Annotated in this window: 19 protein-coding genes; all 19 read right to left on the reverse strand. The window is 52.7% G+C overall.

Annotated features, from left to right (window positions below; genetic code table 11):
* Positions 1-69 precede the first annotated feature (69 nt).
* The 19 genes from ABUA09_RS09555 to ABUA09_RS09645 all read right to left on the reverse strand — a co-directional run bounded on the left by ABUA09_RS09555 (position 70) and on the right by ABUA09_RS09645 (position 23,617).
* Positions 70-639, reverse strand: a complete 570-nt coding sequence (locus ABUA09_RS09555; protein WP_349949326.1) for a VirB6/TrbL-like conjugal transfer protein, CD1112 family — start codon at positions 637-639, stop codon at positions 70-72.
* Positions 640-709: 70 nt separating this feature from the next.
* Complete coding sequence (locus tag ABUA09_RS09560; protein ID WP_438268283.1) at positions 710-1,048, reverse strand: glutamyl-tRNA amidotransferase; 339 nt, start codon at positions 1,046-1,048, stop codon at positions 710-712.
* On the reverse strand, positions 1,011-1,847 hold the full coding sequence (locus ABUA09_RS09565) for a VirD4-like conjugal transfer protein, CD1115 family (protein WP_349949327.1): 837 nt from the start codon (positions 1,845-1,847) through the stop codon (positions 1,011-1,013). The genes ABUA09_RS09560 and ABUA09_RS09565 overlap by 38 nt, the downstream gene beginning before the upstream one ends.
* A gap of 68 nt (positions 1,848-1,915) precedes the next feature.
* Positions 1,916-2,074 (reverse strand): transposon-encoded TnpW family protein, encoded by a 159-nt coding sequence (locus ABUA09_RS09570; protein ID WP_006428300.1) that lies wholly within the window; start codon positions 2,072-2,074, stop codon positions 1,916-1,918.
* 142 nt (positions 2,075-2,216) lie between these two features.
* Entirely contained in the window at positions 2,217-4,088 is a 1,872-nt protein-coding gene (locus ABUA09_RS09575; RefSeq protein ID WP_349949328.1) for an AAA family ATPase, read from the reverse strand.
* Positions 4,085-5,581 (reverse strand): MobQ family relaxase, encoded by a 1,497-nt coding sequence (gene mobQ, locus ABUA09_RS09580; protein ID WP_119972736.1) that lies wholly within the window; start codon positions 5,579-5,581, stop codon positions 4,085-4,087. The genes ABUA09_RS09575 and mobQ overlap by 4 nt, the downstream gene beginning before the upstream one ends.
* Complete coding sequence (locus ABUA09_RS09585; protein WP_003500140.1) at positions 5,547-5,906, reverse strand: DUF3847 domain-containing protein; 360 nt, start codon at positions 5,904-5,906, stop codon at positions 5,547-5,549. The genes mobQ and ABUA09_RS09585 overlap by 35 nt, the downstream gene beginning before the upstream one ends.
* A 127-nt stretch (positions 5,907-6,033) precedes the next feature.
* The gene (locus ABUA09_RS09590; protein WP_015516227.1) at positions 6,034-6,558 is read right to left on the reverse strand and encodes a hypothetical protein; all 525 of its coding nucleotides are present in this window, start codon (positions 6,556-6,558) and stop codon (positions 6,034-6,036) included.
* Between the two features lie 266 nt (positions 6,559-6,824).
* A complete protein-coding gene (locus ABUA09_RS09595; RefSeq protein ID WP_349949329.1) occupies positions 6,825-8,357 on the reverse strand; it encodes a hypothetical protein in 1,533 nt (510 codons plus the stop codon).
* 131 nt (positions 8,358-8,488) lie between these two features.
* A complete protein-coding gene (locus ABUA09_RS09600; protein WP_005944778.1) occupies positions 8,489-8,773 on the reverse strand; it encodes a DUF6809 family protein in 285 nt (94 codons plus the stop codon).
* A 28-nt stretch (positions 8,774-8,801) separates the two neighbouring features.
* A complete protein-coding gene (locus ABUA09_RS09605) occupies positions 8,802-9,164 on the reverse strand; it encodes a TnpV protein (RefSeq protein WP_349949330.1) in 363 nt (120 codons plus the stop codon).
* A 4-nt stretch (positions 9,165-9,168) separates the two neighbouring features.
* Positions 9,169-11,046, reverse strand: a complete 1,878-nt coding sequence (locus ABUA09_RS09610) for a DUF4368 domain-containing protein (RefSeq protein WP_054323469.1) — start codon at positions 11,044-11,046, stop codon at positions 9,169-9,171.
* A 447-nt stretch (positions 11,047-11,493) separates the two neighbouring features.
* Positions 11,494-13,401, reverse strand: coding sequence for a group II intron reverse transcriptase/maturase (gene ltrA, locus ABUA09_RS09615; protein ID WP_195615202.1), 1,908 nt, complete (start codon positions 13,399-13,401; stop codon positions 11,494-11,496).
* Positions 13,402-14,045: 644 nt separating this feature from the next.
* Entirely contained in the window at positions 14,046-14,813 is a 768-nt protein-coding gene (locus ABUA09_RS09620; protein ID WP_279204085.1) for a type IV secretory system conjugative DNA transfer family protein, read from the reverse strand.
* A 6-nt stretch (positions 14,814-14,819) separates the two neighbouring features.
* Entirely contained in the window at positions 14,820-20,003 is a 5,184-nt protein-coding gene (locus ABUA09_RS09625; RefSeq protein WP_195615204.1) for a SpaA isopeptide-forming pilin-related protein, read from the reverse strand.
* Between the two features lie 80 nt (positions 20,004-20,083).
* On the reverse strand, positions 20,084-20,911 hold the full coding sequence (locus ABUA09_RS09630; protein WP_349949331.1) for a stalk domain-containing protein: 828 nt from the start codon (positions 20,909-20,911) through the stop codon (positions 20,084-20,086).
* Between the two features lie 64 nt (positions 20,912-20,975).
* Positions 20,976-21,764, reverse strand: a complete 789-nt coding sequence (locus ABUA09_RS09635; protein WP_438268284.1) for a class D sortase — start codon at positions 21,762-21,764, stop codon at positions 20,976-20,978.
* Positions 21,761-22,723, reverse strand: coding sequence for a hypothetical protein (locus ABUA09_RS09640; protein ID WP_195615206.1), 963 nt, complete (start codon positions 22,721-22,723; stop codon positions 21,761-21,763). The genes ABUA09_RS09635 and ABUA09_RS09640 overlap by 4 nt, the downstream gene beginning before the upstream one ends.
* 57 nt (positions 22,724-22,780) lie before the next feature.
* Positions 22,781-23,617, reverse strand: a complete 837-nt coding sequence (locus ABUA09_RS09645) for a hypothetical protein (RefSeq protein WP_195615207.1) — start codon at positions 23,615-23,617, stop codon at positions 22,781-22,783.

Here is a 23,617-nt window from a genome sequence, read left to right on the forward strand (position 1 = left end):
GCCTTTCTGGATTACCTTATCCTACCGCCGTGCAATAGGCGGAATTTCCATCTATCCGTGTGCTTTGGCTTATACCGCCGCACTTCCGGACGCACTATAGAGCTTGAAAAAGCGGCCATAAACGGTCAGGATCATAATAAATGCCAGCACCGTGACGATCAGGCTGCCCAACAGTGTCACCAGCCACAGGGGGATGCTGGCGAGAAATCCCACATCCGCAATGGCGTCCACGATCTCGCTGGGCAGTGCCACGGATGCCCCGGTGACGCCGCCCACGCTGCTGGCCGCAGTTGCCACGATGCCGCTGCATACGCTGAAGATGTCGGTCAGCAGCTCCATGCCGTAGGTGATGCCCAGCTTGGCCATCACAAAGTAGATGAAGTGCCGCAGGATATGTTCGGGCCGCTGAAACTCCCGGAAGCTTGCGCTGCTGCGGAAGATACCGATGGCAAAGAACAGTACCAAAAGGCCGTAGCCAATGGCTTGCATCCCGCCGTTGATGGTCACGATCGTTTGCCAGATGGTGCCGCCCTTAAAGGTCTGTGGCGATTCTGTCAGCAGGGACCACATCTCCGAAAGTTTTGTGTTCCATGTGGAAAAGGCGTTTTCCAGGTTGTCCGCGATCCAGTTGTTGTCCAATAAAATTTCACCTCCGGAAAGAAACCAGCCGGGAGATCTGCCCCAGAGCAGACCTCCCGGCTTTTTTTACTTAAATCGCGCCAATGGCGGTCAGGATCTCCTTTGCAAAGGCGATCAGCAGGCCGCCGAACAGGCAGAGGAAGCCCTGGGTGCGCTGGCTGGCGTCATGGCTCTGGATGCTCATGCCCACCTGAACGATGCCCCAGCCCAGGATGATAACGCCCAGAGCCTTGATGATGGAAAAAATAAAGTCGGAGAGGTTGTTGACGATGGAAAGCGGATCGCCTCCAGCAGCAAAGGCAGTGGTGACGCAGGAAAGGGCTGCCATCGTCATAAGAACCGCGTTTCCATATCTCCGGCGAGCCTTTCGCTCACGCTCCATCAGCTCGTTGGACTTCTTCATATTCATGATCAGGTTCCTCCATTTCAATAAATTCATAATCCTCTAGCGAGCGGAAGGGATAGGGCAGATCGGGCAGAACATAGTTACCCAGGGGCTTATGCACATAGGGTGCCGCCCCGCCATCCTCCGTCCGCTTGATATTTTTGTGCCGCAGAATGTTGTATTTTTTGTCCAGCACCGGCGGCTCTCCCCGAATGAGCAGAACTGCGTCATCAGTGCCCAGCATCCGCAGTTCATCTAACATCATCAGTTCGCGTCCTGCCTGCTGGTAGTTGGTGGAGCTGGAGCCGTGCTTCCCCTTGGTCTGCCCACGGGTGCGGGTGTCCAATGTCTCCTTGCCCAGCAGCTTCACTATAAACTCCAGAGAGGTCGGTTCATTGCCGCCGCCCAGAAACAGCAAAGTATCACAGTTCCCGATGATGCTCTCCCACTCCTTTTCATAAAGTGCCTTGATGTTCTGGATATTCTGCACGATGATGTTCAGGCCAATATTATAGCTGCGGCAGGTGGCCAGGATCTTGGGGTACGAATCCGGCTGCGCCACATTGGCCCATTCATCCTGAATGACGCGTACCGGGATGGGCAGCCGCCCGCCGTGCTTTTCATCAGCCCGATAGTAAAGCTCCTGAAAGCATTGGGTATAGAGCATACCGATGAGGTAGTTCATGCTGGAATCGTTGATGGGGATCACACAGAATATCGCTCTCTTTTTCTCACCGAGGCTTCCAAAGTCCATTTCATCATGGGATGTCATGGCCGCATACTGCGGCAGATTAAAGGCGGCCAGACGGACAGCGGCGCTCACTAAAATGGACTTTGCCGTCTTGCCAGAGACGAATTGTCAAGGACTTTTTCATCAAATTCAAAAAGAAGTCACATTTTGCGGACTTCCTCACGGAGCAGACGCTTGATTTTGTCCTCCATCGTCTCTTTTGCGGTCTGGCTGAAATGGACACGGACGATATAGGTTGTCTTGCCGATCTGCTTTCTGACAGTCGGGCAAGTGGCGGTGTTAGTTGCAGTATTGTTCATTCAAAATCCTCCTGTAAATGAAAAATGCCCGGTGACTGTTCATCATCGGGCGGTGTCGGTATGATGGAACAAGGCAAGGCGGCAACATTAAGGTATCTATAAAAACCTTGCCGTCTTTGCCACGCTTGCCGTGTTCCTGTTGTCAGTTTCGGAGATAGCAGACCCATGCTGTGCCGTCTTTCTCGGTCACAAGTCTGTCCCCGATACGGCTCTTTGCCGTTCTCATGGTGCGTGAAGAAATCCCACGCTCATTGACTGCCTTTTCCAACTCTGCGCTCGGCATACGCTTTCCGTCCGCAAGCAGTTCCAGAATGAGCATTTGCGCCTGTGCGGTCTTGCTCTCGGTCTTGGCGGTGTCTGTCCCGGCAAGAAGCTCGTCAGCGGTAATGTCATAAGCCCCTATCCACTCAAAACCTTTCTCATCTCCCAGAGAAAAGGCAAGGGACTGTCCGGGCGGCGCAAGGGAGCTTTTCTCATGGATAAGCACCCTCGTTGTCGGACTGTCCTTCAGCTTGCCAATAAACAGCAGACTGCGGACTGCCGCCGTAATGTCGATAGACCCCAATCCCCGGTAGGTGCTTTGCGTTCCTGCGGCTTTGTTCAGGTGTCCAATCAGCACGATAGCACACCCAGTAGCCTGTGCAATGTCTCCCAGACTGCGGAAGATGGGACGGACTTCATTTGCCCGGTTCATGTCCACATCTGCGCCCAGAAACGCCTGTACCGGGTCAATGATAACCAGCCTTGCGTTGTTCTCCCGGATTGCCCTTGCTATGCGCTCATCGGCAAGGGTCAGCGGTGTGTCCCTATCGTCAATGACAAGCACTCTTTCAAGGTCTGCTTCCGCTTCCATCAGTCGGGGCTTGACGGTATCGCCCAGACCGTCCTCTGCGGTCTGGTAGATGATGTTGAAAGGCTCAAGGGTCTCCATACCGGGTAAAGGCTTTCGGTTGGTGCAAGCCGCCGCAAGACGCATGGCAAAGTAGGTCTTGCCCTCGCCGGGGTTGCCCTGTATGATGGTCAGCTTTCCAAAGGGAATATACGGAAACCATAACCAATCCACGCTCGTCAGCTCCACATCTGCCATACGGAGCATGGGGACAGGCTGGGCAGTGGGCAGCTCTCGCAGCGTGATTGTTTCCGCTATAAATTTGCGGCTCGGAATGTCCCCTTGCTGACGGAGAACATCGTTCCAGTCTTTCCTTGCCGGGACAAGGCGAATGACGGCGATCTCGCCGGGAATGGACTGTGCCAGTCGGGTACAGGCTTCGCTTCCTGCGGTGTCGCTGTCAAGGCAGAGGAACACTTTTCGGGTGTCCTTGCGTTCAGAAAGAAAACGGTCAAGGGCTTTGCCCGAAACGCCGCCCAGGGCAAGATAATTTCTTTTCTGCCAATCCTGCGGATAAAGGCAGATAAAGGACAAAAGGTCAATCGGCGCTTCAAAAACAAAAAGCTGGTTGCCGTTTCCCTCATAGCGGAACGGATAGGACTTGTCAGACCCGGTAATATCCTGTCTGAATGGGTCTGCCGTTCCTCGCACATGGGCGTATCTCGGCGTACCGCTTCGGTCTCTGCCAACAAAGACAATATTGTGCCGCTTTGCGTCCTCGTAAATATCCCCGGAAAGAAGAAAAGCCTCAACCAGTTTCGGGTTGAGACCTCGGCTTTCGCAAAGATATTGAATTGCTCTGTCGGCTGTTCGGTTGTGCAAGGGCAAGCGGAACGCTGTGGGCGGTGCTGTGGTGGCTTCGGTCTGTCCTTCGCCGCTTTCGCCGGTCAGGAGCTGGACAGCTTCGGGAAAGGACTTGCCGTAAAACTCCATGACAAAATCAATGGGATAGCCGCCCTTGCTCTGGCTGTGTCGAAACCACTTGTTTCCCCGGACGGTCAGGCTGTCATGTTCTTTCCAGCGGTATTCTCGTCCGCTTTTGATAAGTGTCTCTCCCTGTGTGCGGAGAAAATCTTCCAGACTGACGGCGTTTGCCCGGTCAATCTGTGCTTGGGTGTAATTCATCGGGATAGTTCCTCCTTTTTCTGTCGTGTTTGAGGTCGATTTTGGAGCTTTTGTTCCTCTGTACGCTCGTTAAAACGGGCGGCAGTATCTACGCATGACTTGACCTTCCAAAGACGGTGTAAATCGTCTCTGACGGTCTTAAACTCGCCATAGGTGGTGTTGTGCGCCAGTTCCAGCTCGTCATACTCTTCGGTCAGCTTTTTCATATCCACCTTGCCGTCCGGGAACTCTCCGGTCAGCTTGCGTCTGGCGGCGTAGAACTGTTTCAGTTCCGCTTCATGCTCTGCCTTGTACTTGGCTCTGGGCTTCTCAAACTTGATTTTCTGCAAGCCGTCATAGACAGGCTTCAAGCTCTGGAAAGCAGCGGAGCTGTCATAGAGCTGCTTAATTGCTTTCATTCGGGCGGTCTGTTCGTCCAGCGTTTTCTTCAAGCTCTCTGTGGCAGCACTGTGTTCGCTGACACGGCTTTCCAAATCTTCAAGGGAGTAAATGCCGTTTGCCCGGAGATAATTGAAAGTCTCGTTCATCTCCTTTAGATTGCTGACCTTGCCTTTCTGCGAATACGCCCCGGCTCTGCGCTGGGTGTAATAGGCGTTCAGCAGAGAAACAAGGTCGGGGGCCTGCGGCTTGGCAAGCTCTGCTTTTGCTTCGGCAATCCAATCGAACAGGAGAGCGATTTTCTTCTTGATGTCCCGGATAACGGCATTGGTTGCCTTGATCCAGCGGTTGAACTCGCCCTTTTCGGTGCGTATGCCTTTCTTCTCCATTGCCCGGACGGTTGCGCCCTCGTGGACGGTGGGAAGAAGCTCCACGCCCTGACGCTCATAGCTTCGGTGGTCGATACGAACGTCAAGCCCCTTTTCCGCAAACTTGGCGTTGCATAGCTCCGCCCATGTCTGCCGCCAGTATTCCAGCGTTTCGGGACTGCCCCAGTCGGTAGTGGGAACGGCGTTGAACACAAACTTTCCGTCTGCGTCCCGGATACGGTTGCCGTCCTCGTCCAGCTCATACACCCGGCGTTGCTTTAGTCCCCATTTGCCGTTCTGCTCGATGGGGCGGATGGGGCAAAGCACATGAAAATGCGGGTTTGGTATGCCGCCGTCCTCCCGGTCTGGCTGGTGTACGGCGAAGTCAACCACCATGCCACGGCTCACAAAGTTCTCCAACAAAAATTGCCTTGCAAGAGCGATGTTTTCCTCAAGGGAAAATTCATTCTGCAAGGCAATGTCAAAGCTGTATGCAAGCTGGGCGTTCTTTCCACGCTCGGCTTTTTCCACGGCGTTCCATAGGGTCTGGCGGTCTGCGTATTCTGGCGGTGCATGGGACGGCAGGAGAATGTCGGAGCAGATCACGCCGCCCTTGCGGGTGTAGTCGCTGTATTCGCCGTAATACTCGCTATACAATCGCTCCCCGGCACGGTAGGCGGCAGAAGCAATAGCGGACTGTCCTGCGCTTCGCTTAGTCTGCGTGACGCTCAGATGAAATAGTGCCATCGGCTTTCAACTCCTTTTCTCTGTTCGCTTGACTGATATGGGTAATCGCCATGTGACGGACGGCTCGCTGGACTTCGGACAGGGAAAAGATGTGTTCCATCAGCTCTGTCATTTCGGTGCGTGTGAGATCTTTGACCTCCGGGGCAAGGCTCTCAATCGTGCCGCCCAGATTGCAAAGGCGGTGGGTGCGCTTGGTGCGTTCGCCTTTCTCCAGATACTTCTTTCTGTTCTCCAGACGCTCCAGCTTGTGCTGTTCCTGTGCAAGCTGCGTCTCAGCTCGTTCCTTTTCGGCTCGGAGCTGGTCGAGGGTTTTCGGTTTTGTCATTGGGATTGACCTCCTTTTTTGATTTTGGGGATAAAAAAAGACCGTCAACTTTTCGCAGATTGCGACCAGTCAACGGTCAGTTTTTCGGTATTCAGTTGTTGTGTTCAGTTCGGTAAATTGAAGTTGGTCAAAGTTGTTGGCGAAGATATTCCACAACATTTCCATTCGTATCATAGAAACAGATGTTTCCTACATTGAGGGGCAGGACAATGGCGAAAGGCTTGCCACTATCAATATCAATCACCTGAATGCCGTTGCCATCATCTACTTCAAGTCGAACAATATTTTGGGTATTCATTGAGATAAATGCCCTTTCGTTATTTCCCTCAACAACAAACTCTGCAATGTAATCATCAACCTCAACTATATCTCCACCACCACGGAAGAAATATCCAAAAGACAAGCCAGGGCGATTTACATAGACAGAAAAAGTGTGGTCTGTCTTGTCCTGTGGGTAAGAAATAAATGCAGCCATTGTGTCGGAAATGCTTCCATCAACAATCCAATCATCCAAAATTTTTTGAGATTGGCGAATGTCTGCTTCTAAACTGTTTGCGGTTTTACCAATGTCATTGTTTGCATAAAGGAAACCGAAAACCAACACACAAGCCAAAATAACACCCAAGAGGATTATGGGTAATTTCTTTTTCATAGAATCACACTCCTTTATCAAATTAAGATTCTTGATTTTCAAACTTGCTGGCGGCGAACGGTTTGTCAAAACCGTTTGCGGACGGCAAGTCCACAGGGGATAGCCGCTTTAGCGGCGCAAGGGGGTGTAGCCACCTTGACGGAACGAAGTGACGAAACATTCTCGGTCGTGCAGTTTTCTTCTGCTGACCGGGAATGAAGCTCCGCAGGACGCACTACTCTCGACAGAGAGTATAGAAGTGCGCCCTTAGAGTTCTAAGGGTATTTTTAGATAATTGGGAATGTTTCTTTGTCAAACTGCGTAACATTGAACACGATACGCCACTCGACATCATCACCAACCGGTTCAAAGTGCAGAGCAGAACAAGCAGCATGAAGTTTTTCTTGTGAATTTGTTCCATATATAACTGCTGTCGGACCATCTGCACCACCAATAACACCAACAACAAAACAGGAACTACTGCCAACTGGACGGAACGAATGATCGTCTGGTGTAACTTCTATCGGTCTATCGCCTTCATCACAGTCAAAAACCGAAATGTTCTCCATCGGTTCAGGGGTAAGTGTATAACTCATGGCAATATAATGTGTCGGATAAATCCAGCGATCAGAACCAAAACTATTTTGAGGAACTGTCTGCTGTTCTATTTCCTGCACGGTCAGTGTATGGGTTATTCCGCTAACAGGATGGGAAAACATAAATGAATCTCCGGGTGCGTGAACTTTGAAATGTGAGCCTGGAACTTGTCCTGGTTGCTGCTCCATTGTAAGAAAAAGTTTATTGATTTCAGGGTGATGCTTGGTTCCCCAAGGAAATACGTCTCTGCATATGACCCAGCCATAAGTACTATCCAGCCCATAATGGTCGATTGCCCATTTTGCTTCCAACTCATTGATAACGCCATCTGGCAGACAAGGATTAAAGCTCACAGCGCAGCCATGGGTTGTCTGTAATATTTTCTCGTTTAACTTCAAGCAAGGTTTGAAGTTAAAACAAAGTGGGTTTTCCCATTCCATCTGCATCTGTTGCTCACGGGTAAAATTTTCACATGAGTCATTTTCCCAGTCCAGATTCCATTTTTTCATGAAGTCACGGATGCTTTCTGAATCAACTCGCATACAAAAATCAACGACAAGTCCTTTGCTACATGAATAAGCTGCCGGAATTACCCAATGATATCCAGCCCAATCGAATTGTTTATCCAGCTTGATCTCTTTTCCGGCACGGTCTTTACCTCGATGTCCCCAGAAATCTCCATCAAAGTAGACCTTCCATTCAGGGGCAACCAATTCTGCCTCTGAAGTCATATCATTATCGTAATAATCTTCTGTGTATTTAATCTGACTGTAATCAAAGGAAGATTGCAGGTTTTTGATATATGTCCACGGTTGTTCCATAGACAACAAATTCATCTTCTCTGAAATTTCCGATAAAGTTTGCTGTTGTTCCTGGGTTGTAGGGTTTTCATTGAGAAAGGCTTCAAACTGTGCTTCGTTCCACATCCACGCTTGTTCCACTGCCGCCACATCACCACAAGCCAGTATAAGCCGCAGAAAGTCGGTAAAATTTTCAGCTACTGGATGAACATAATCAGGAGAAGTATTCATGGGGCTGACAGAGAAAACCATCTCTCCAAATCCACGAATGAAACAGAAGTGGATACCATCTATCCCTGCCCATCCAAAAACCGATGCCCCTTTTGGGGTACAAAAATAATTTGTATTATCCTCACGGAGTTCAACTCCCACAGGACTTAAATCGACACCCCGCTGTAAAAATTTTTTCAAAATTCTATTCATTAAGCATCCCCCCATAAAATTAGTGCTATCACGCTCTTTATTGTAGTAAATTTTATCACAAGAGTGTGAATAAATCTACTGGCGAATGCTGAAACCGCCCGAACAGTTTCTTTCTGCTCAGGCGGCTTTCTTCATCTATTTTTCTTTCTTCTGCTGCACTTGTTCATGGGCTTCCTGCTGAACATCAGCCCAGCGGAAAAGCCATACTTGAAGTGACTTTCACTTTCTTCACATTGGGCGATTGCTGTCTGCGCCCGGAGTTCCTGCACCAGCTCATAGTCCTCTTTGCTGAGCCGCTGGGACAACTGCTCCATGAGCTTTTCACAGGCTATGACTGCCTTTCGGTATTCCGGTGATGTAGGTACAACTGTCTCGCAGGGATAAAACTCCCCATTATACATGGCTTCCAAAATCATAGCTTTACCTCTCTCAACAGTAGATTAGTTACGTCTTGATGATTTCCTCTGCCCGGCAGCGGATGGAGTTCATTGACTGCACCCATAACATCTGATTTTCCGCTTTCATGGCTTCGGTCACGCCCTCGGCTTTCATCATCTGCCGGATAATCAAGTCCAGCCTGTCTGCCGCCTGCTCGTTCAGATCGGCAACGACGGTGTGGAGCCTGCCGGACAAAATTAGCTCGTTGTAAAGCATGGGACGGTGCAATTTCAGATAGGACTGGCGCAAGCGTCCCCAATGCCCAATAGGTCGGCGTTCCTCCGGCAGCTTCAAGTCCGGCACATAGTAGTCGCCCACCAACACATAGTCCATACCGTTCTCATGGATTCTCGGTTTCAACTCTTTCATAAAATCACGCTCCCTTTCTCGGTCCCAGCTGCGGCAAACTGCTCACCGGGATAAATACCCCTCTGGCAATATCCTCGGTGCGGATTGCCTGTTTTCTGGCTTCAATCTCCGCTTTTTTCTTGGCTTTCGTGCGCTCCTCATACTCTTTCTGTTTACCATTGGCTTTCCGCTTCAAGTAGTTCTGGTGGAGCCTGTCCTTGCGTTCCTCACGCTTGCGGATTTCCTCTAATTCCTCCGGGGTAAGCTCCACTTCGCCAAACGCAGGGGGAACGAAACGACCCACGAAATTGAAGTAAATCTCGACCTCCTGTGTGGTCTGAATACTGCCCTTGCGGTCACGCTCATGCACAAGGATTTTCTCAATAAACTCATTGAGCATGGCAATCGTCAGCTTGTCGAAGTTCTCATACTTGTCAATCAGAGCGATAAAACGGTCAGCGTCCTTTTCGTGCTTCTCGTAGCTCTTGATAGCCTTTTCCAGATCGGAGATTTCAACGGTAAGCTCGGACTGTTCCTTTTCGTATTGAGCGTCCAGAGTGGCGTATCTGCTGTCGGACAGCTTTCCTAAAATGTTGTCCTCATAGATTTTGCAGAGCAGGACTTCCAGCTCGGAAACTCTCTGCTTTGCGGTGGCAAGGCGTGTCCGCTGTTTCTTGACCTCTGCCGTCTGCTGGCTGGACTGCGCTTCCTGCACCACACGGACAAACTCGGCTCGGTCATGCTTCGCATACTCGGCAATGGCTTTCAGCATTTCAGAGACAAGGGACAGTACCACATCTTCATTGATACGGTGCTGTGTCGTGCAGAGCTTTCCAACTGGGACTTTGCTGTATTGGGAACAGGTATATTGAGAAATACGCTTGCCGTTGTTGGTGCGGTGGACATACATCTTGCCACCGCAATCGGCGCAATAGAGCAAGCCCGTGAGGGGAGCTGCTTCGCCCCAGCCGTCTGGGTAGCGTCTGACATTCCCACGGATTTTCTGCACAAGGTCAAAGGTCTGCTGGTCAATGATAGGCTCATGGGTATTCTCGAAAATTGTCCATTCGTCCTCCGGGACATAATGGCTTTTCTTGTCCTTGAAGTGCTTTCGGGTCTTGAAGTTGATGGTGTGTCCCAGATATTCACGCTTTTCAAGAATGTTGCAGATGGTGGAAGAACCCCAGCCGTACACATCTTTGAAGGTCTTATTTTTGTTCACGCCCTCGCCGTGCCGGGCAAGGTAAGCGGACGGAATGAGGACTTTTTCTTCTTTCAGCTTGCTGGCGATCTGATACGGACCGTAGCCGTCAATCGTCATGGCAAAGATGCGCTTGACCACCTCGGCGGCTTCGGGGTCAACCAACCATTGGTCTCTGGCTTCGTTCCAAAGATAGCCGTAAATGACCGTGCCTGTGAGGTGCTTGCCGGACTTGCCTTTGGACTGGAAAGTGGAACGGATTTTACGGCTGGTGTCTCTGGCGTAATACTCGTTCATAATGTTGCGGAAAGGGGTAAAATCATCGTCCCCTCTGGCACTGTCCACGCCGTCATTGATGGCGATAAGGCGAACGCCACGCTGACGCAGGATTTCCATAATCTGACCGACTTTCAGATAGTCACGACCCATGCGGCTCATGTCCTTGATACAGAGGTATTCCACATTTCCGGCTTCAACCTCTTTCATCATGGCTAAAAATCCGGGGCGGTCAAAACAAGTGCCGCTGATACCATCGTCCGTGAAATGGACAATGTTTGTAAAGCCCTGCCGTGCGGCGAACTCCTCCAACATAGCCTTTTGATTGGATATGGAATTGCTCTCACGCTGTTGGTCATCATCTTTGCCAAAGTCATCACGGCTCAGTCGTTCGTACAGAGCTGTGATTTTCTCATTTTTTCTCATAACTTGCGCTCCTTTCTTCGGTTTTAGGTTGTGTGTTCTAAGAGACTTCCCAACCGCTTGATTAAGAAGTCTTTTAGAGCATACAACACCGGCAGCTTGCTTGAACACCTTATACTGTTTGACAGCCACATGGGTGGGCTGTTCTTCCTCCAGCACTTCAAAGAGCATATCCAGCGGGCTGCGGTACTGTTCGTCCTCCTCCCGCACCTGGGCGTACTCCATCATCAGCATCATCGTCTCGAAGTTTTGCTCCCCCGGGGGCGCTTCGCTCATGAGATATAGCATCAGGGCGGAGTCCAAAGCGATCTCGGCTTATAGTGATAGGTAATCCTTTGAAGTAATCGCCGGATTTTCCCCCACTCCACACCGGACATGCGACTTTCACCGCATCCGGCGTTCCATCGATTGTGTTATCAGGCATTTAATCAATCACCAATAGAAAGTTGTTCAGATTGCCGCCAGTTTTGCGGCGGCGCGCAGGCTGTTGATTTTGGTCAGTTGTTTTCTTGTTACAGTCAGTTTCTTACAGATACTCTTGAGAGCGGCAGCGTCCTGGTCGGTCAGCAAGGGCAGATACCGCCTGTGGAGCAGCACCAGATTGCTGTATCGCTCCTGGCCGCCTTGCTCCTTTAGAGCCTTCTTGTGACACACGATGCTGTCCGGCTGCAAGAACCATTCGCCGCTGACAGCGCACTTGCCCTTCTGGGCAGACAGCAGGGAGAGCCTGCAATCGGCATATTCCAGGCTGTGGCCCTTCGGCGGATGTTCCCGCAGATACGCAAACAGGGTCGTATCCATCTCCAGATTATCGTGTATCTTTTTCCGCCCCGCCGGAGAGAAGCAGCAGACTGCGGCGCTGATTCCGATTGCGGTTTTATACTTGATGAACGCAATGGGGTAGATTGGCCGGTTGATACCAGACACATACCGCACCATTTGAGAAGCGCCGAAACGCTCCTTTTCGCTGTCCGTCATGGCACCGCCCTCCCGGACGAGCTGAGAGCCGGTCTCCGTATTCAGACGGTTGGTCAGCACTGTCATGACTCTGCGGTGGATTTTCCGGCAGTCCAGACTGATGCAGGTAGCAATCCTGTAGTAGTTCTGGATGCCCAACACCATTTCGTCAAACAGGCCGATCTCCTCTGACTGCGTTCGCCCTTGGGCTGGTTTTGCGATGCACTTTGCCTGCTCCACGAGCTTGCTTTCTTCCAACTGTAGCTTTTTGTCACAGATATGGGACTTCACGACATACTTTCCGCCCTTGTGGTACACCATGATTTTGAAGCCGAGGAACTCGGAGTATCGCTTTCGCACATTGACAATGCGTGTTTTCTCTGGGGAGACCTCCAGCTTCAACCGTTCGGTAATCCACCTTGTGACAGCTTCCATAGTCTTCTCCGCGTCCTCTCGGTTCCGGCAGAAGATACGGAAGTCATCCGCATAGCGCACAATGAACATTTCTTTGAGATTGGAGTTCCGCATTTTCTGGTAGCCCTTGCTCTTGTCAAAGACCTCGGAGGTGCGGATGGTGCGCCATGTACCGTAGCGGTTTGCCACGGGGTGTTCCGTCCATTGGCTGTCGATCCAGTGATCCAGCTCATTGAGCACCACATTGGCCAGCAGCGGAGAAATGATCCCGCCCTGGGGCGTTCCCTTTGCCGGGTAGACCGTGCTGCCGTCCGGCATACGGATAGGAGCCTTCAGGATACGCTTGAGGACAAACAGAAGCTGTTTGTCCTGGATGCCCATAGTCCAGAGCTGCTTAATCAGTTTGCTGTGGTTCACATTGTCAAAGAACCCTTTGATGTCGAACTCCAAAACATAGTGCAAATGCGCCCGTTGCAGCAGGGAGTAAGTACGGGAAATTGCGTGCTCCACTGACCGATTCGGGCGGAACCCATAGCTGTTGTTGCTAAACTTTGCCTCACAGATGGGTTCCAGGATTTGTTTGATGCATTGCTGCACCAATCTGTCCCAGATACAGGGGATACCCAGCGGCCTGGTTTTTCCGTTTGGCTTTGGGATGTCCTTCCGGCGCACTGGTTTGGGACGGTAGCCGTGTTCGCTGCCTGTGACAATTTTTCTGACCTTACCGATGACCTCAGCCGGTGGAAGCCGTCCAATGTCACCGATATTCTGCTTGTCTGTTCCTGCTGTGTAGCTGCCTGTGTTGGTCTTGATATTTCTGTAGGCCAGCATGATGTTGTCCGGGCTTAATACCAGTTTCATCAGGCCGGTGAATGTTTCACCGGCTTTGCTTTTGGCGTACAGCTCGTCAAATGTCCGCTGCATCCCGTAATACTCGGCGTGCCGCTGGGCGTCCATACACAGAACTTTTTTCCTTTCTTTTGGCATAAGGCATTACCTCCCGTTTGGAAAAGTGACCCTTTTGGTCTTACTCGAATCCTTATGATTGGATTGAATAATGCCTGTTTCCACAATTCGACTTGTGACCATTCCTCCATCCCCATTACAGGGACTTCTTCGGTTCGATCACTACTTTTCAGCAGCGGTTCACCCGCTTATTGTTCTTCGCCGGGTTCTTCCTTGCGAAAGCCGCTGCCTTTCCTCGTTCCGGTAATTCTATCTGTGCATCTATACCTTTAGGTTTCCGCTATGAGCCTGCCGGCTGGGATGTGCCTGTAACACAACATGGTCGTTCGTAGGGCAAATTTCTACTAAACCACACCGGCTGCACTTGAACGCACCCATACATTTCTATATGGTCTTCTTATAGACCCGTACATTCGCGGATTCGTCAGTTCGCCTGCCAGGGCGAACATTCTAACCATGGGTATTTTATAGACCCTTGGCCTATAGGCAACACAGTCTGCCTCCAGACCGCTTTCGGCCTCCGTTGACGGCGGCTACGGTTGCTCTCAGCCGTTGTCGTGGGGCTTCGTACACCGGCTTTGCAGCCGATGCACGCCCACCGAGGGCAGGCGTTTCAGGGCGTTACCCCGTCATTCCACCTGTCGAATTACCAGTTATCCAAACAACTATATTTTGTTGTTTGTCCGCTGACTTTTTACCGTCAGCGAACGAGTCGCACTCTCCCAGAACGGATCGTTGCTGGAAGCATTGCGGGGCGTGGTGTTTTTGATGAGATTGTCGATCAGCTTCAGAGCATCCTTTTCGTCTCTCAGATAGCAGAATGGATTGTAGCCGTCTGACTGGCTGGGGTCGATCAGGTTAAATACTTTGACATCGTATCCCTCGTCGAGAAGCAGCTGCCCCGTGGCCCGGAGCATTTCCCCCTTGGGGTCTGTAACCAGATAGGAACAGTTGGCGCTCATCAGCCCCGGCTTACAAAAGAACCGTGTTTTTCCCGAGCCGGAGCCGCCCACCACTAAAATGTTGAGATTGCGGCGGTGCTTATGGCCATCCATGCCGATCATCACATTCTGGGTCAGGATCACATTTCCGCCGCTTGCTGAATGGTCCATATACTTCTGGCAGAGCTGCTTGGCGCTGCCCCACTTGGCTGAACCGTATTCTTCACCGGGCCGCCGGTTCTCCCGGCTGGCATAGTACAAACCAATCCCCATTGCGTAGCAGACCAGAGAAATGCCCATAAATTTCAGGGTGTGGGATGTCCAGCGGATAGCAAAGGGGCGCTCCAGCGCCGCGCTGAAACGCCCCATCAGATCGAACACATTCATGCCGTCCTCATAGGCGTAGGCCAGAATGGCCGCCAGCCAGAGGACGAGCAGGGAGAGCACCGCCCACATGGGGGCGGTGCTCCGAAAATCCCGATTTCGCTTCATTGTGGCTTAGTAGCCGGTCTTGGGCAAAGTCACGGTGGTCTTGGAATACACAGTCGTTACCCAGCGGGAAACGCCCATGACCCACTGACCGTCATGAAGTCCGCCCACATCCGCCACATTGACAAAGCCGGTCCCGTTGGACAGGCTTTTAGCAACCGTTCCGTAGATATAAGGCGTTTCCACCTGTCCAAACCCGGCCTTGACGGCGCCGAACACGAACATAAACTCCGTCACCCGCTCATTGGTGGCCAGTCCCAGGGCAGCAGGCTGTGCCTCCAATACATAATTTTTTGTAGTGGAGAGATTGTCTGCCAAAGTGCGGTAGGTATCCCCGGAGAGGTTGGTCTTATAGACCACCTTGTAGGAGAGCTGCTGATTGTAAGTGCCGGTGACAATACGGCCCAAAGTCACCTGACCGGGCAGGGCATCACGCCAATAGAAGGACTGGAGCGGTACCGTAGAGGTGTTGCCGATGCCCGCCAACGTGTACTTGATGGGCTGACCGGGCATGACTTCGGCGGGGCCGGTCTTTTTGATGTTCACGCCAGTGGAAACGCTGTCATTCTCCACCTCAAAGGTGACGATCTGCCCCTCATGCTCCAGATAGGCCGTCATCACCGTGGGGTTGACGGCGTAGTATGCCGGAGCTTTCACCTCACGGATGGTATACCGGGACAGGGGCAGCGGCTTGCTCACCGCAAGGCCCCGACTGTTGCTCTTGATGGTGTCCACTAGATTATTGGCCTTGTCGTAGATCTCAAACACAGCGCCCTCCAGCAGTGTCTCGGCAGGCAGACCGTTGATGGGATTATCATCTGCGGACTTCTTCACGATCTGAATTTGTGCGGTAATGGGGGTATTCTTCCATGTGATCTCTGTGGTCTCACCGGCCTTCACATTGACGGTTTTGAGTTCCGTGTCCGGGATATATCCCTCATTCTCCAACTCCCGCAGGTAATAGCGCCCGCTTTCCGTGAGATCGTCAATATAGACATAGCCCCGCTGGTCGCTCACATACTCCCCGATGGGATTCTTTTGTCCATCGTAAAGCAGGAAGTGGACGCCATAGATGCCCTTGCCTGTGGCAGAGGAAATTTTGTGGATCAGGATGCCAGAGATCGGTGCGTTGGTCACGGTGAGCTTGGTGGTTTTCCCGTCTTTCACAGTGAAATAGTGGGGGCTGTCATCCAGCTTGAAGCCTTCTGCACTCTCAGTCTCCACTGCATAGTAATTGCCGTCCTCCAGCGTCGCAAAGACGCTGCCGGTTTTCCCGGTAGTCACAGTGTCCACCAAAGCGTCATCGCTGACGCGCCGAATTTCAAAGGTGGTGTTGGGGATGCGCTCGGTCTTGTCCGCTTCATTGACTTTGATGATCTCTACGCCGCCTATGAGGGCGTTATAGAAGTAGAGATGTTGGGTATCGTCCGGGTTGATGGTCACAGTTTGGCTCTGGGTATTGGGGTCGATGGTATAGCCGGGGATGCTCTGTACCTCTGTCACGATGACGGTCCCGGCCAGGTCAGAGAGGATGATCTGACCGTTTTTGTCCGTCCAGTACAACCCGTTGCTGGACTGCTTGCCGCCCTCGGCATCCACAAAGGAGCCGTCGGAATAGGTGATCTTGAACTGCACTCCTTCCAGCGGAGTTTTCTTATCCGCGCTGGACAATTTGTGGATAATGAGGTTTCCCAGGGGCTGGTTGCGGAATTCCAGCGTGACCGTCTGACCCGCCTTGATCTGTGCTGTCTGAGGCGTATCATCCAGCAAATAGCCGGACTTGGCAATGGTTTCCTTAGCCACCAAAGTGGTGCCGGGGGCAATGTTTTCAATCAGGATACTGCCTGCACTGTCCGTAGTGAAGTAGCCGTTTCCGTTGCCTACGACTGCGCCGGAACTGTCTGTCACAAAGAACTGCACATCTGACAAGGGGGCGTGGGTCACGCTGTCGATCTTGCGGATCAGCAGGCTTCCCTTGGGGGAGTTCCCAAAGTAAAGCTGCACCACATCCTGTTCCGCGCCGCTGATATAGGCGGTTTGGGGTGCAGTGTCGATTACATGGCCGCTGTCGCTGGCCAGTTCTTCGACGATGTAAGTGCCGGCTTTCAGCCCCGTCACGGTGAAGCTGCCGTTGGCCGAGGTCTTGTAGGTCCCGATGACCGTGCCGCCTGTTCCGCTGGTGCCAGTCAAATACTTTACCTGAAATACTGCGCCCTGCACGGCCTCACCGGTCACGCTGTCGTACTTCCAGACGATCAGCGCCGAGAGAGGGGTATTCTCAAAGGTCAGTGTTTTACTGGTGCCGGACTGGATATAGACCTCCTGCGTGGCTTCCTTTATGGAATAGCCTGGAACACTCTCCAGCTCCGTCACCTTGTACCAGCCGTCACGCAGGCCGGTGAGAACAAATTGGCCATTCTCATCTGTATAGAAAGTCCCGAGGTCGTTGATCTCTCCACTGCCCGTATTGTTGCTGGCATAGGTCACGCGGAATTTGGTCCCCTCCAGCGGATCGCCGGTGACGCTGCAAACCTTGTTGACGGTCAGGCTGGGCTTTTTATGGTTTTCAAAATAGACCGTATGATCCCGATTTGACCACAGGGTCACAAGCTGCGCCGGAGCGTCCAGCAGATAGGGAGAAGGTACGGATTTCTCCGTGATCTCATAGACACCGGGCAGTAGGTTTTTCAGCTCGGCCTTGCCGCTGGCATCTGTCTTGATCTCATCCACGCTATGGCCGTCTGCCGCACGGACGGTAAAAACGGTGTTGGCAACCGGTTCACCCGTATCTGCATCATGCTTATAGACGATCAGGTTGGGCCGTTTCTGGTTCTCGATGACCAGAGTGCTGGTCTTTCCGGGGAAAAGCTCCACATGATACTCCCGCAGGTCAATGATATGATCTGCTGTGGTCACCGTCTCCCGGATGGAGTAGACCCCAGGTTCCAAATTAGAAATGCTGATCTCACCCTGGTCGTTGGTGGTTCGGTCAAGGTAGTGGCTGCCATCCTCGATTTTAGCGATGCGGAAAGTTACGCCAGACAGCGCCGAACCATCCGCACTGAGCTTGATGATCTCCAGTGTGGGCTTAATGCTGTTCGTAAAAACAAATTGAGCGTTCTCGTTGCCATCGAGCTGGATAATACGCTGTGCCTGATCGACGATATAGCCGGGACAGGATTTTTCAGTCACAACATACGCACCAATAGGCAGTTTGGAGAGGTCGATTTCACCATTCTGGTCGGTGGTAAACTCCTCCGGGCCGTAGTCCCCGGCCACAGATTTGATCTCAAAAACAGCGTTCGGGATGACCTTGGATGGGTCTGCGTTGTCCACCTTTACCAGATGGAGGCCGGGTTTCACATCGTTGAAGTACAGCAATTCCTTGATGCCGTCACCGGCGTGAAGTTCTACCTGCTGGGGAGTGGTGTCCAGAATGTGGTCATCGCTGCCAGTATCTACCTCATAGGCCAGATAGGTGCCGGGAGCGAGGTCAGTCAGCAGTATCTCGCCAAACTCATCTGTCTGGAATTTTCCCATGGAGACGGCATCCTTGAACACCTCAAAGGTCACGCCGGGCATAGCCTCCATGGTTTGGCGGTCATACTTGATAATGCGCAGTCCAGGGAGTTCTTTGTTCGTAATGGTCACATCTGCCGTTGAGCCGGAAACTACATGGATTGTCTGCACGGTATCTGTGTCAGCCAGCCAACCGGGGACGCCTGCGATCTCACGCACTTCCCACGCCCCCGGCTTTAGCTGGTCGAACACAGCGACACCCGCAGCACCGGTCTGGCGGGTCAATGTCTCTCCTGTTTCAATGTGCTTGATCTGCACCGTGGCGCCTGACAGATATTCGCCGATGTCACTGATTTTCTGTACCCGAAGATTTCCGTAGGAGTCATTATAATAGGTGACTTCTGCCATCTCGTTGTAGACCACGGTGACATTCTTAGCCGTGTCCTTGCCCAACAGGTAATAGGCCGGGGCCTCGCGCTCGATCACGGTGTAGTTTCCGCTGAGCTTCAGCGGGATCATAATCTCACCGTTCTGGTCGGTAGAGAAAAAGCCAACGGTGTCGCCATCCGGACCGATGACCTCAAACAGCGCTCCCTCAAGGGGGACGGTAGTACCGGTCTCATACTTCAGGATGCGCAGGCCAGTTTCTGGCGTCTCCTTCGGCTCATCGGCATAGCTGCTGTATGTGGAAAGGCGCTTGGTGATCGTGGGGTCGGTATCTACCATGTAATTCTGAAGTTCACCGTATTTGTTCTGTTCCGCGCACACAGCGTAAAAAATGGCATATTTATAGACATCTGTACTGAAAGAAAGCTGGTCGTTGCCGCTTTTTCCAGCTATGGAGTCCACAGGATACAACACCTTGAATTTACCGGCGTAGCCATTGCCTGTGCCGCTGGTGGTAATGGTGGTGATGTCGTTGTTGTTCATGTCCACGATCCGGGTACCAACAGGTACGCTGTCCGGATTGGTAAAAGCGACATTCACGGTATAATCGCATACCCATGTTTTGGACCAGAAGGTAAAGACCTGCTGTTTGTAGGGTTTTTCGTTAACTGTGACATCATAGGCTGTGCTGCGGTCGGGCGTGCAGGTGATTTCCGGACTTAAAATCTCACTCCATCCGGTGCCATTCGTATAGATTCTTTTTGCCGCCGCCAGGATTGCTTTTGCACGGTCCAGCTCCACTCCGGTCAGATTGGGATTGACTTTCAGATTAGCAATGGACCAATTGGGAAGCAGGTAGCACCAAAGTGCCATTTTGGTCGCATAGTAGGCATGGTACTTGTTTTCCAGCTTCAGCTCACTCAGCCCTTTTGTTGGATAGCCGTTGGCGACGATGCCCATCACCTTGGGATCACTGGACTTTTCCTCGGCCAGATACTGGATGCTCTCGCCGGGAGCCACGCTCTGCGGGACGCCTTTGGTATTGGGGTTGACGCAATAAGCCGGGATCTCACGAACACGGCCATTGCTGTCCACATGATTGTAATACGTATAGATCTGGGTGCGGATGCGGCCGTTGATGGACAGATAGGACATCTCTGTGCCGCCGTTGTAAATATCCACCTCGCCCAGCGCCTCTTCCTCTGAGGCGGCGGCAAAAGCAGCTGTGGGGAACAACCCCAGCACTGTCACCAAAACGAGGAGCAGCGATAATATTCTTTTCTTCATGAGGGGCCTCCTTGATGTGATTTGGGTAAAAGGAAAGCGGTATGCCGTTGGCATACCGCTTTGTGGATGATATTCAGTTGTCAGACAGCACGGATGTTATATTCGGTGCGCTGAAACACACCATCTTTATACACATCCCATGCTTCCATGTAGTAGGTTCCGGGCGGACAGGAATGGAACAGGTTCTCAATCTCGCTCTCACGCCAGGGCCAGAAGGAATATGCGCTGATCTCCGAAGGAATGGAAAGTTTGATACTGACTGCTGGGCTGCCCTTGCCGCCATAGGCCAGCTTTCCGTCCTTGCTGGTGTCCGGATGATTTCCGGCAAGGTTCTGGAGCGTGTACTGCATCCGCCGCGTCTCGTAAAGATTGCGGATAAAGAGATACTCGCCGCTTTCCAGTTGAAAATGCCGCACCTCAGCCGCCGGAAGTTCGATTTCCGGAAAACTGCTCCAATCACAAGTGGGCTGGGGTAATTCACCCAGCGGTCCACTGACAAAGGCGTTTTTATCCCACCGGCTTACATCGGTGATGGTATAGTCCGTCCCATCAGGGCAGCGGATCGTATCTCCAACTTGCGGAACATAGCGGGAACCATCTGTTGGCGCAACAGAATCGGCAGGCTGTTCCTCCTCATATGGTCTGGCGGTGTCGATCTCAACGGTGCGGGTGCTTCCATTCCATGCCACGGAAAAGCCCACAGCTCTGCCAATGTCCCGCAGCATAAAGTAGTTGTTTCCGTTGATGTTGTAGCCGGTCAGGGTGATGGGATTGCCGTTCAGTGTGAGTTTCTGGTCCATTTCCGAAAACGGCGTTGCCACGATCCCTGCCGCGTATGCGACACTTCCGCCAAATAGAAACCCTCCGCAAAGCAGTCCGGCAAGAAAACCGGGAAACCCCTTTTTCATACTGAAGCCCTCCTTGTTTTTATGTGCTTTCAGCATATCGGATCATCCCGCGGCTGTCAAAAAATCAGACTTCCTTGGCCTGAACGCACCAGCGGTAGGAGGGCTGGTTCATCACGCAGGTCACAAGGGTAATGATATTCTCTCCGCTGTCATGCAGCACCGAGAGGTCATCGTTGGCGATCTTTTCCACGGAATAGACCTCATAGGTGCGGATCCCCAGCTTGGTGGTCAGCTTGACGCTGTCACCCACGGACAGGGTGTGGATCTTTCCAAAGTGGTTGTTCACGCCCCGGTTATGGGCGGCGATGGCAACATTGCCCTCCCAGATGCTGGTCTCCGTAAAATGGCCCGTGCCCTTTTTCAGGGCGGCGCTGTCCGTACCTTGGTAGACCTTGACGGACAGGCCGATGACCGGGATCTTGAGGGTCCCCAGATGTCCGCCGGAATAGTAGAGGTCAGAAGTAACCGCCGTATATCCGCTTCCGCCAGAAATATCGGTATTATCCGCTGTGCCGCCGGACAATGCGGGCGGCATCACGGTGATACCACCGTCGACGCCGATACCAGAGCCGCTTGCGCCCTGATTTACCAGATTGGGCGTCAGCGGTTCTCCGGCGTTCAGTGTATAGGAGGTAGGGCTTCCAAAGGCGGGAGGGGCATAGGCGGCAGTCTTGCTCCGGTCCCGGTTGACCGGTTCCTCGGTGGTGACATAGATGGTCTCATCACTGGTAGGCTGGCCGAATAGATAATCGTCCGGAGCTCGAAAGTCATACTCCAAAGCGGAAGCAGGCATAGCAAAGGCCGCCAGCAGACAGCAGGCGGACAGCATGGCAGAGAGTCGCTGTTTCATCATTCATACCCCCGTTTCTTATTCTGATAGTGCAGATACCATTTGCGGCCAAAGTACCCGGCAGCACCCAGGATCACTGCTCCCAGCGGGATCAGTAACAGGATATAGTTAAAAGTTTTATCGCTTTCAGACCCGTCGGCCTGTGCATCCGCAGGGGAATTATCCACACCGGAGAATACCGCTGTATAGACGATGGTGTTGCAGCTACTTTTGGTGATCTCGCCGCCATACTCTGCCGTAACGGTATAGCCGGTGGTGTATTTGCTGGTGGCAGTTCCGGTATAGGTGGCCACGGCGTTATAGCGCATGGCCAGATCGTAGCCGTCCATATGGTCGGTGGCGGCAGCCTGCCAGTCCACATCTGCCAGAGTCAGCGTACGTCCGCTCTCTTCGATGGTTTTGGGGATCAGAGAGAGGTCGGGGTCGGAGAGATTGGGGTAAGTGCGTTGGGCGGACACTGTGCGGCTGCTGGTCTTGTAGCCAGCCGCTTCTACGGTGATGGAGGTGTAGTTCAGGGCAAGGATGCCGGAGTAGCCGTCCTCCGTGCTGACCTCCAGTTCCGGCTCCAGTGTCTTGATGATCTCGGCCATATCCTTGGTGCCGCTGTCTGTGGTGATGACCTCGATGTGATCCTTGGTATCCGTTTCCGTCTGGTCGTTTTTCAGAACATCCAGCAGAGTATAGGTCACACCCTCCCGGTCAAAATCCCTGGTGGGGATGGCTGCCGGGTCATCTCCGGCGGTCAGGTAGTAGACCTTCTCCAGACGATGGACACCGTTTTCCTCACTGGCGCGCACCTCTGCGGGATAGATGGGGGCAGCTTGGGGAAGAACCTGCTCCAATACACCGCTCATCTGGGCAGGATCAACAGCCGTCACCTCTGCCTCGGCTGCCATCGCCGTGCCCGTCATGCCGCACAGCAGCAGGACGGCGCAGAGCATGGAACATACTCGTTTTTTCATCATCCATTCCTCCTGTTATCTGGCAGGCCGGGACGGTTCCTGCCGCCGCTCCTGGGGCTAGATCTCCCGCTGGATCTCTCGCTGCATCCGCTGAAAGATCTGCTGCAAGCTGTCCAGAACGCCGCGCCGGTCCTGGGGCTCCATCCCCTCAAAGAGTGCGCCGACCTTGCTGGCGTCCGGCTGCTTTCCGGGGATACCAAAGCTGCGGCACAGCATATAGCCCACGCTGTCGGCTTCCAGCGCACAGTCACTGCGGGAATAGTAGGGGTATCTGCCGTGGTCGTGGAGCTTGGCGTGGACGATCTCGCGGGCCAGCGCCGCAAAGGTCTGACCATCCGTCAAGTTGGTGGATACGGTGATCTCCTGGCTGGCGGGATCATACAGGGCATCGTGATAAGTGGTGGTGCTGGTATTGACCTTAACAGGGGACTGATCCAGCAACTTGCGCAGGGCGGCGTCCATTTCAGGGGTATTCTCCTGCAAGGTCAGCTTGGGGACAGTTCCCTTTCCGGTGGTCTGGGCAATGTCAAAGACCCGCCCCACCTTGTAGCCCCGATGCTCCCGCCCATCCTTGATATAAGGGTCGGTGACACGGACCTTCATACCAGTTTCCTCCTGCTTGATGCTGCGCCCCAGGTCATTCCAGTTTTTCAGGCTGTTGATGAAAGTGATCTCCGGGTTCTGCTCCATCGCCAGCAGAATGTTGGATGCGCTGTACCGGGGATTGTCCGCCTGCACATCCAGATAGCGGAGATACGCCTGGGGCTCCATGGTGGCGGTCAGGATACCGCTCTCGGAAAGAGCGTTCAACTCGTCCCGTTCCGCTGTCTTTTGAGCCTTCCACTCCTCGGAGCGCTGCTGCCTCTCTTGAATGAAGGTGTCTAATTTCGACAT

The sequence above is a fragment of the Intestinimonas sp. RTP31139st1_F5_RTP31139_211217 genome, assembly GCF_040226735.1.
Classification (GTDB): domain Bacteria; phylum Bacillota; class Clostridia; order Oscillospirales; family Oscillospiraceae; genus Intestinimonas; species Intestinimonas butyriciproducens.

Coding starts and splice junctions, on each gene's coding strand:
- ABUA09_RS09640 (WP_195615206.1), bottom strand. CDS start 22,723: ATGAAAAAACGAGTATGTTCCATGCTCTGCGCCGTCCTGCTGCTGTGC.
- ABUA09_RS09635 (WP_438268284.1), bottom strand. CDS start 21,764: ATGATGAAACAGCGACTCTCTGCCATGCTGTCCGCCTGCTGTCTGCTG.
- ABUA09_RS09610 (WP_054323469.1), bottom strand. CDS start 11,046: ATGAGAAAAAATGAGAAAATCACAGCTCTGTACGAACGACTGAGCCGT.
- ABUA09_RS09595 (WP_349949329.1), bottom strand. CDS start 8,357: ATGAATAGAATTTTGAAAAAATTTTTACAGCGGGGTGTCGATTTAAGT.
- ABUA09_RS09575 (WP_349949328.1), bottom strand. CDS start 4,088: ATGAATTACACCCAAGCACAGATTGACCGGGCAAACGCCGTCAGTCTG.
- ABUA09_RS09600 (WP_005944778.1), bottom strand. CDS start 8,773: ATGATTTTGGAAGCCATGTATAATGGGGAGTTTTATCCCTGCGAGACA.
- ABUA09_RS09560 (WP_438268283.1), bottom strand. CDS start 1,048: ATGAATATGAAGAAGTCCAACGAGCTGATGGAGCGTGAGCGAAAGGCT.
- ABUA09_RS09590 (WP_015516227.1), bottom strand. CDS start 6,558: ATGAAAAAGAAATTACCCATAATCCTCTTGGGTGTTATTTTGGCTTGT.
- ABUA09_RS09605 (WP_349949330.1), bottom strand. CDS start 9,164: ATGAAAGAGTTGAAACCGAGAATCCATGAGAACGGTATGGACTATGTG.
- ABUA09_RS09645 (WP_195615207.1), bottom strand. CDS start 23,617: ATGTCGAAATTAGACACCTTCATTCAAGAGAGGCAGCAGCGCTCCGAG.
- ABUA09_RS09625 (WP_195615204.1), bottom strand. CDS start 20,003: ATGAAGAAAAGAATATTATCGCTGCTCCTCGTTTTGGTGACAGTGCTG.
- mobQ (WP_119972736.1), bottom strand. CDS start 5,581: ATGGCACTATTTCATCTGAGCGTCACGCAGACTAAGCGAAGCGCAGGA.
- ABUA09_RS09620 (WP_279204085.1), bottom strand. CDS start 14,813: ATGAAGCGAAATCGGGATTTTCGGAGCACCGCCCCCATGTGGGCGGTG.
- ABUA09_RS09570 (WP_006428300.1), bottom strand. CDS start 2,074: ATGAACAATACTGCAACTAACACCGCCACTTGCCCGACTGTCAGAAAG.
- ABUA09_RS09630 (WP_349949331.1), bottom strand. CDS start 20,911: ATGAAAAAGGGGTTTCCCGGTTTTCTTGCCGGACTGCTTTGCGGAGGG.
- ABUA09_RS09585 (WP_003500140.1), bottom strand. CDS start 5,906: ATGACAAAACCGAAAACCCTCGACCAGCTCCGAGCCGAAAAGGAACGA.
- ltrA (WP_195615202.1), bottom strand. CDS start 13,401: ATGCCAAAAGAAAGGAAAAAAGTTCTGTGTATGGACGCCCAGCGGCAC.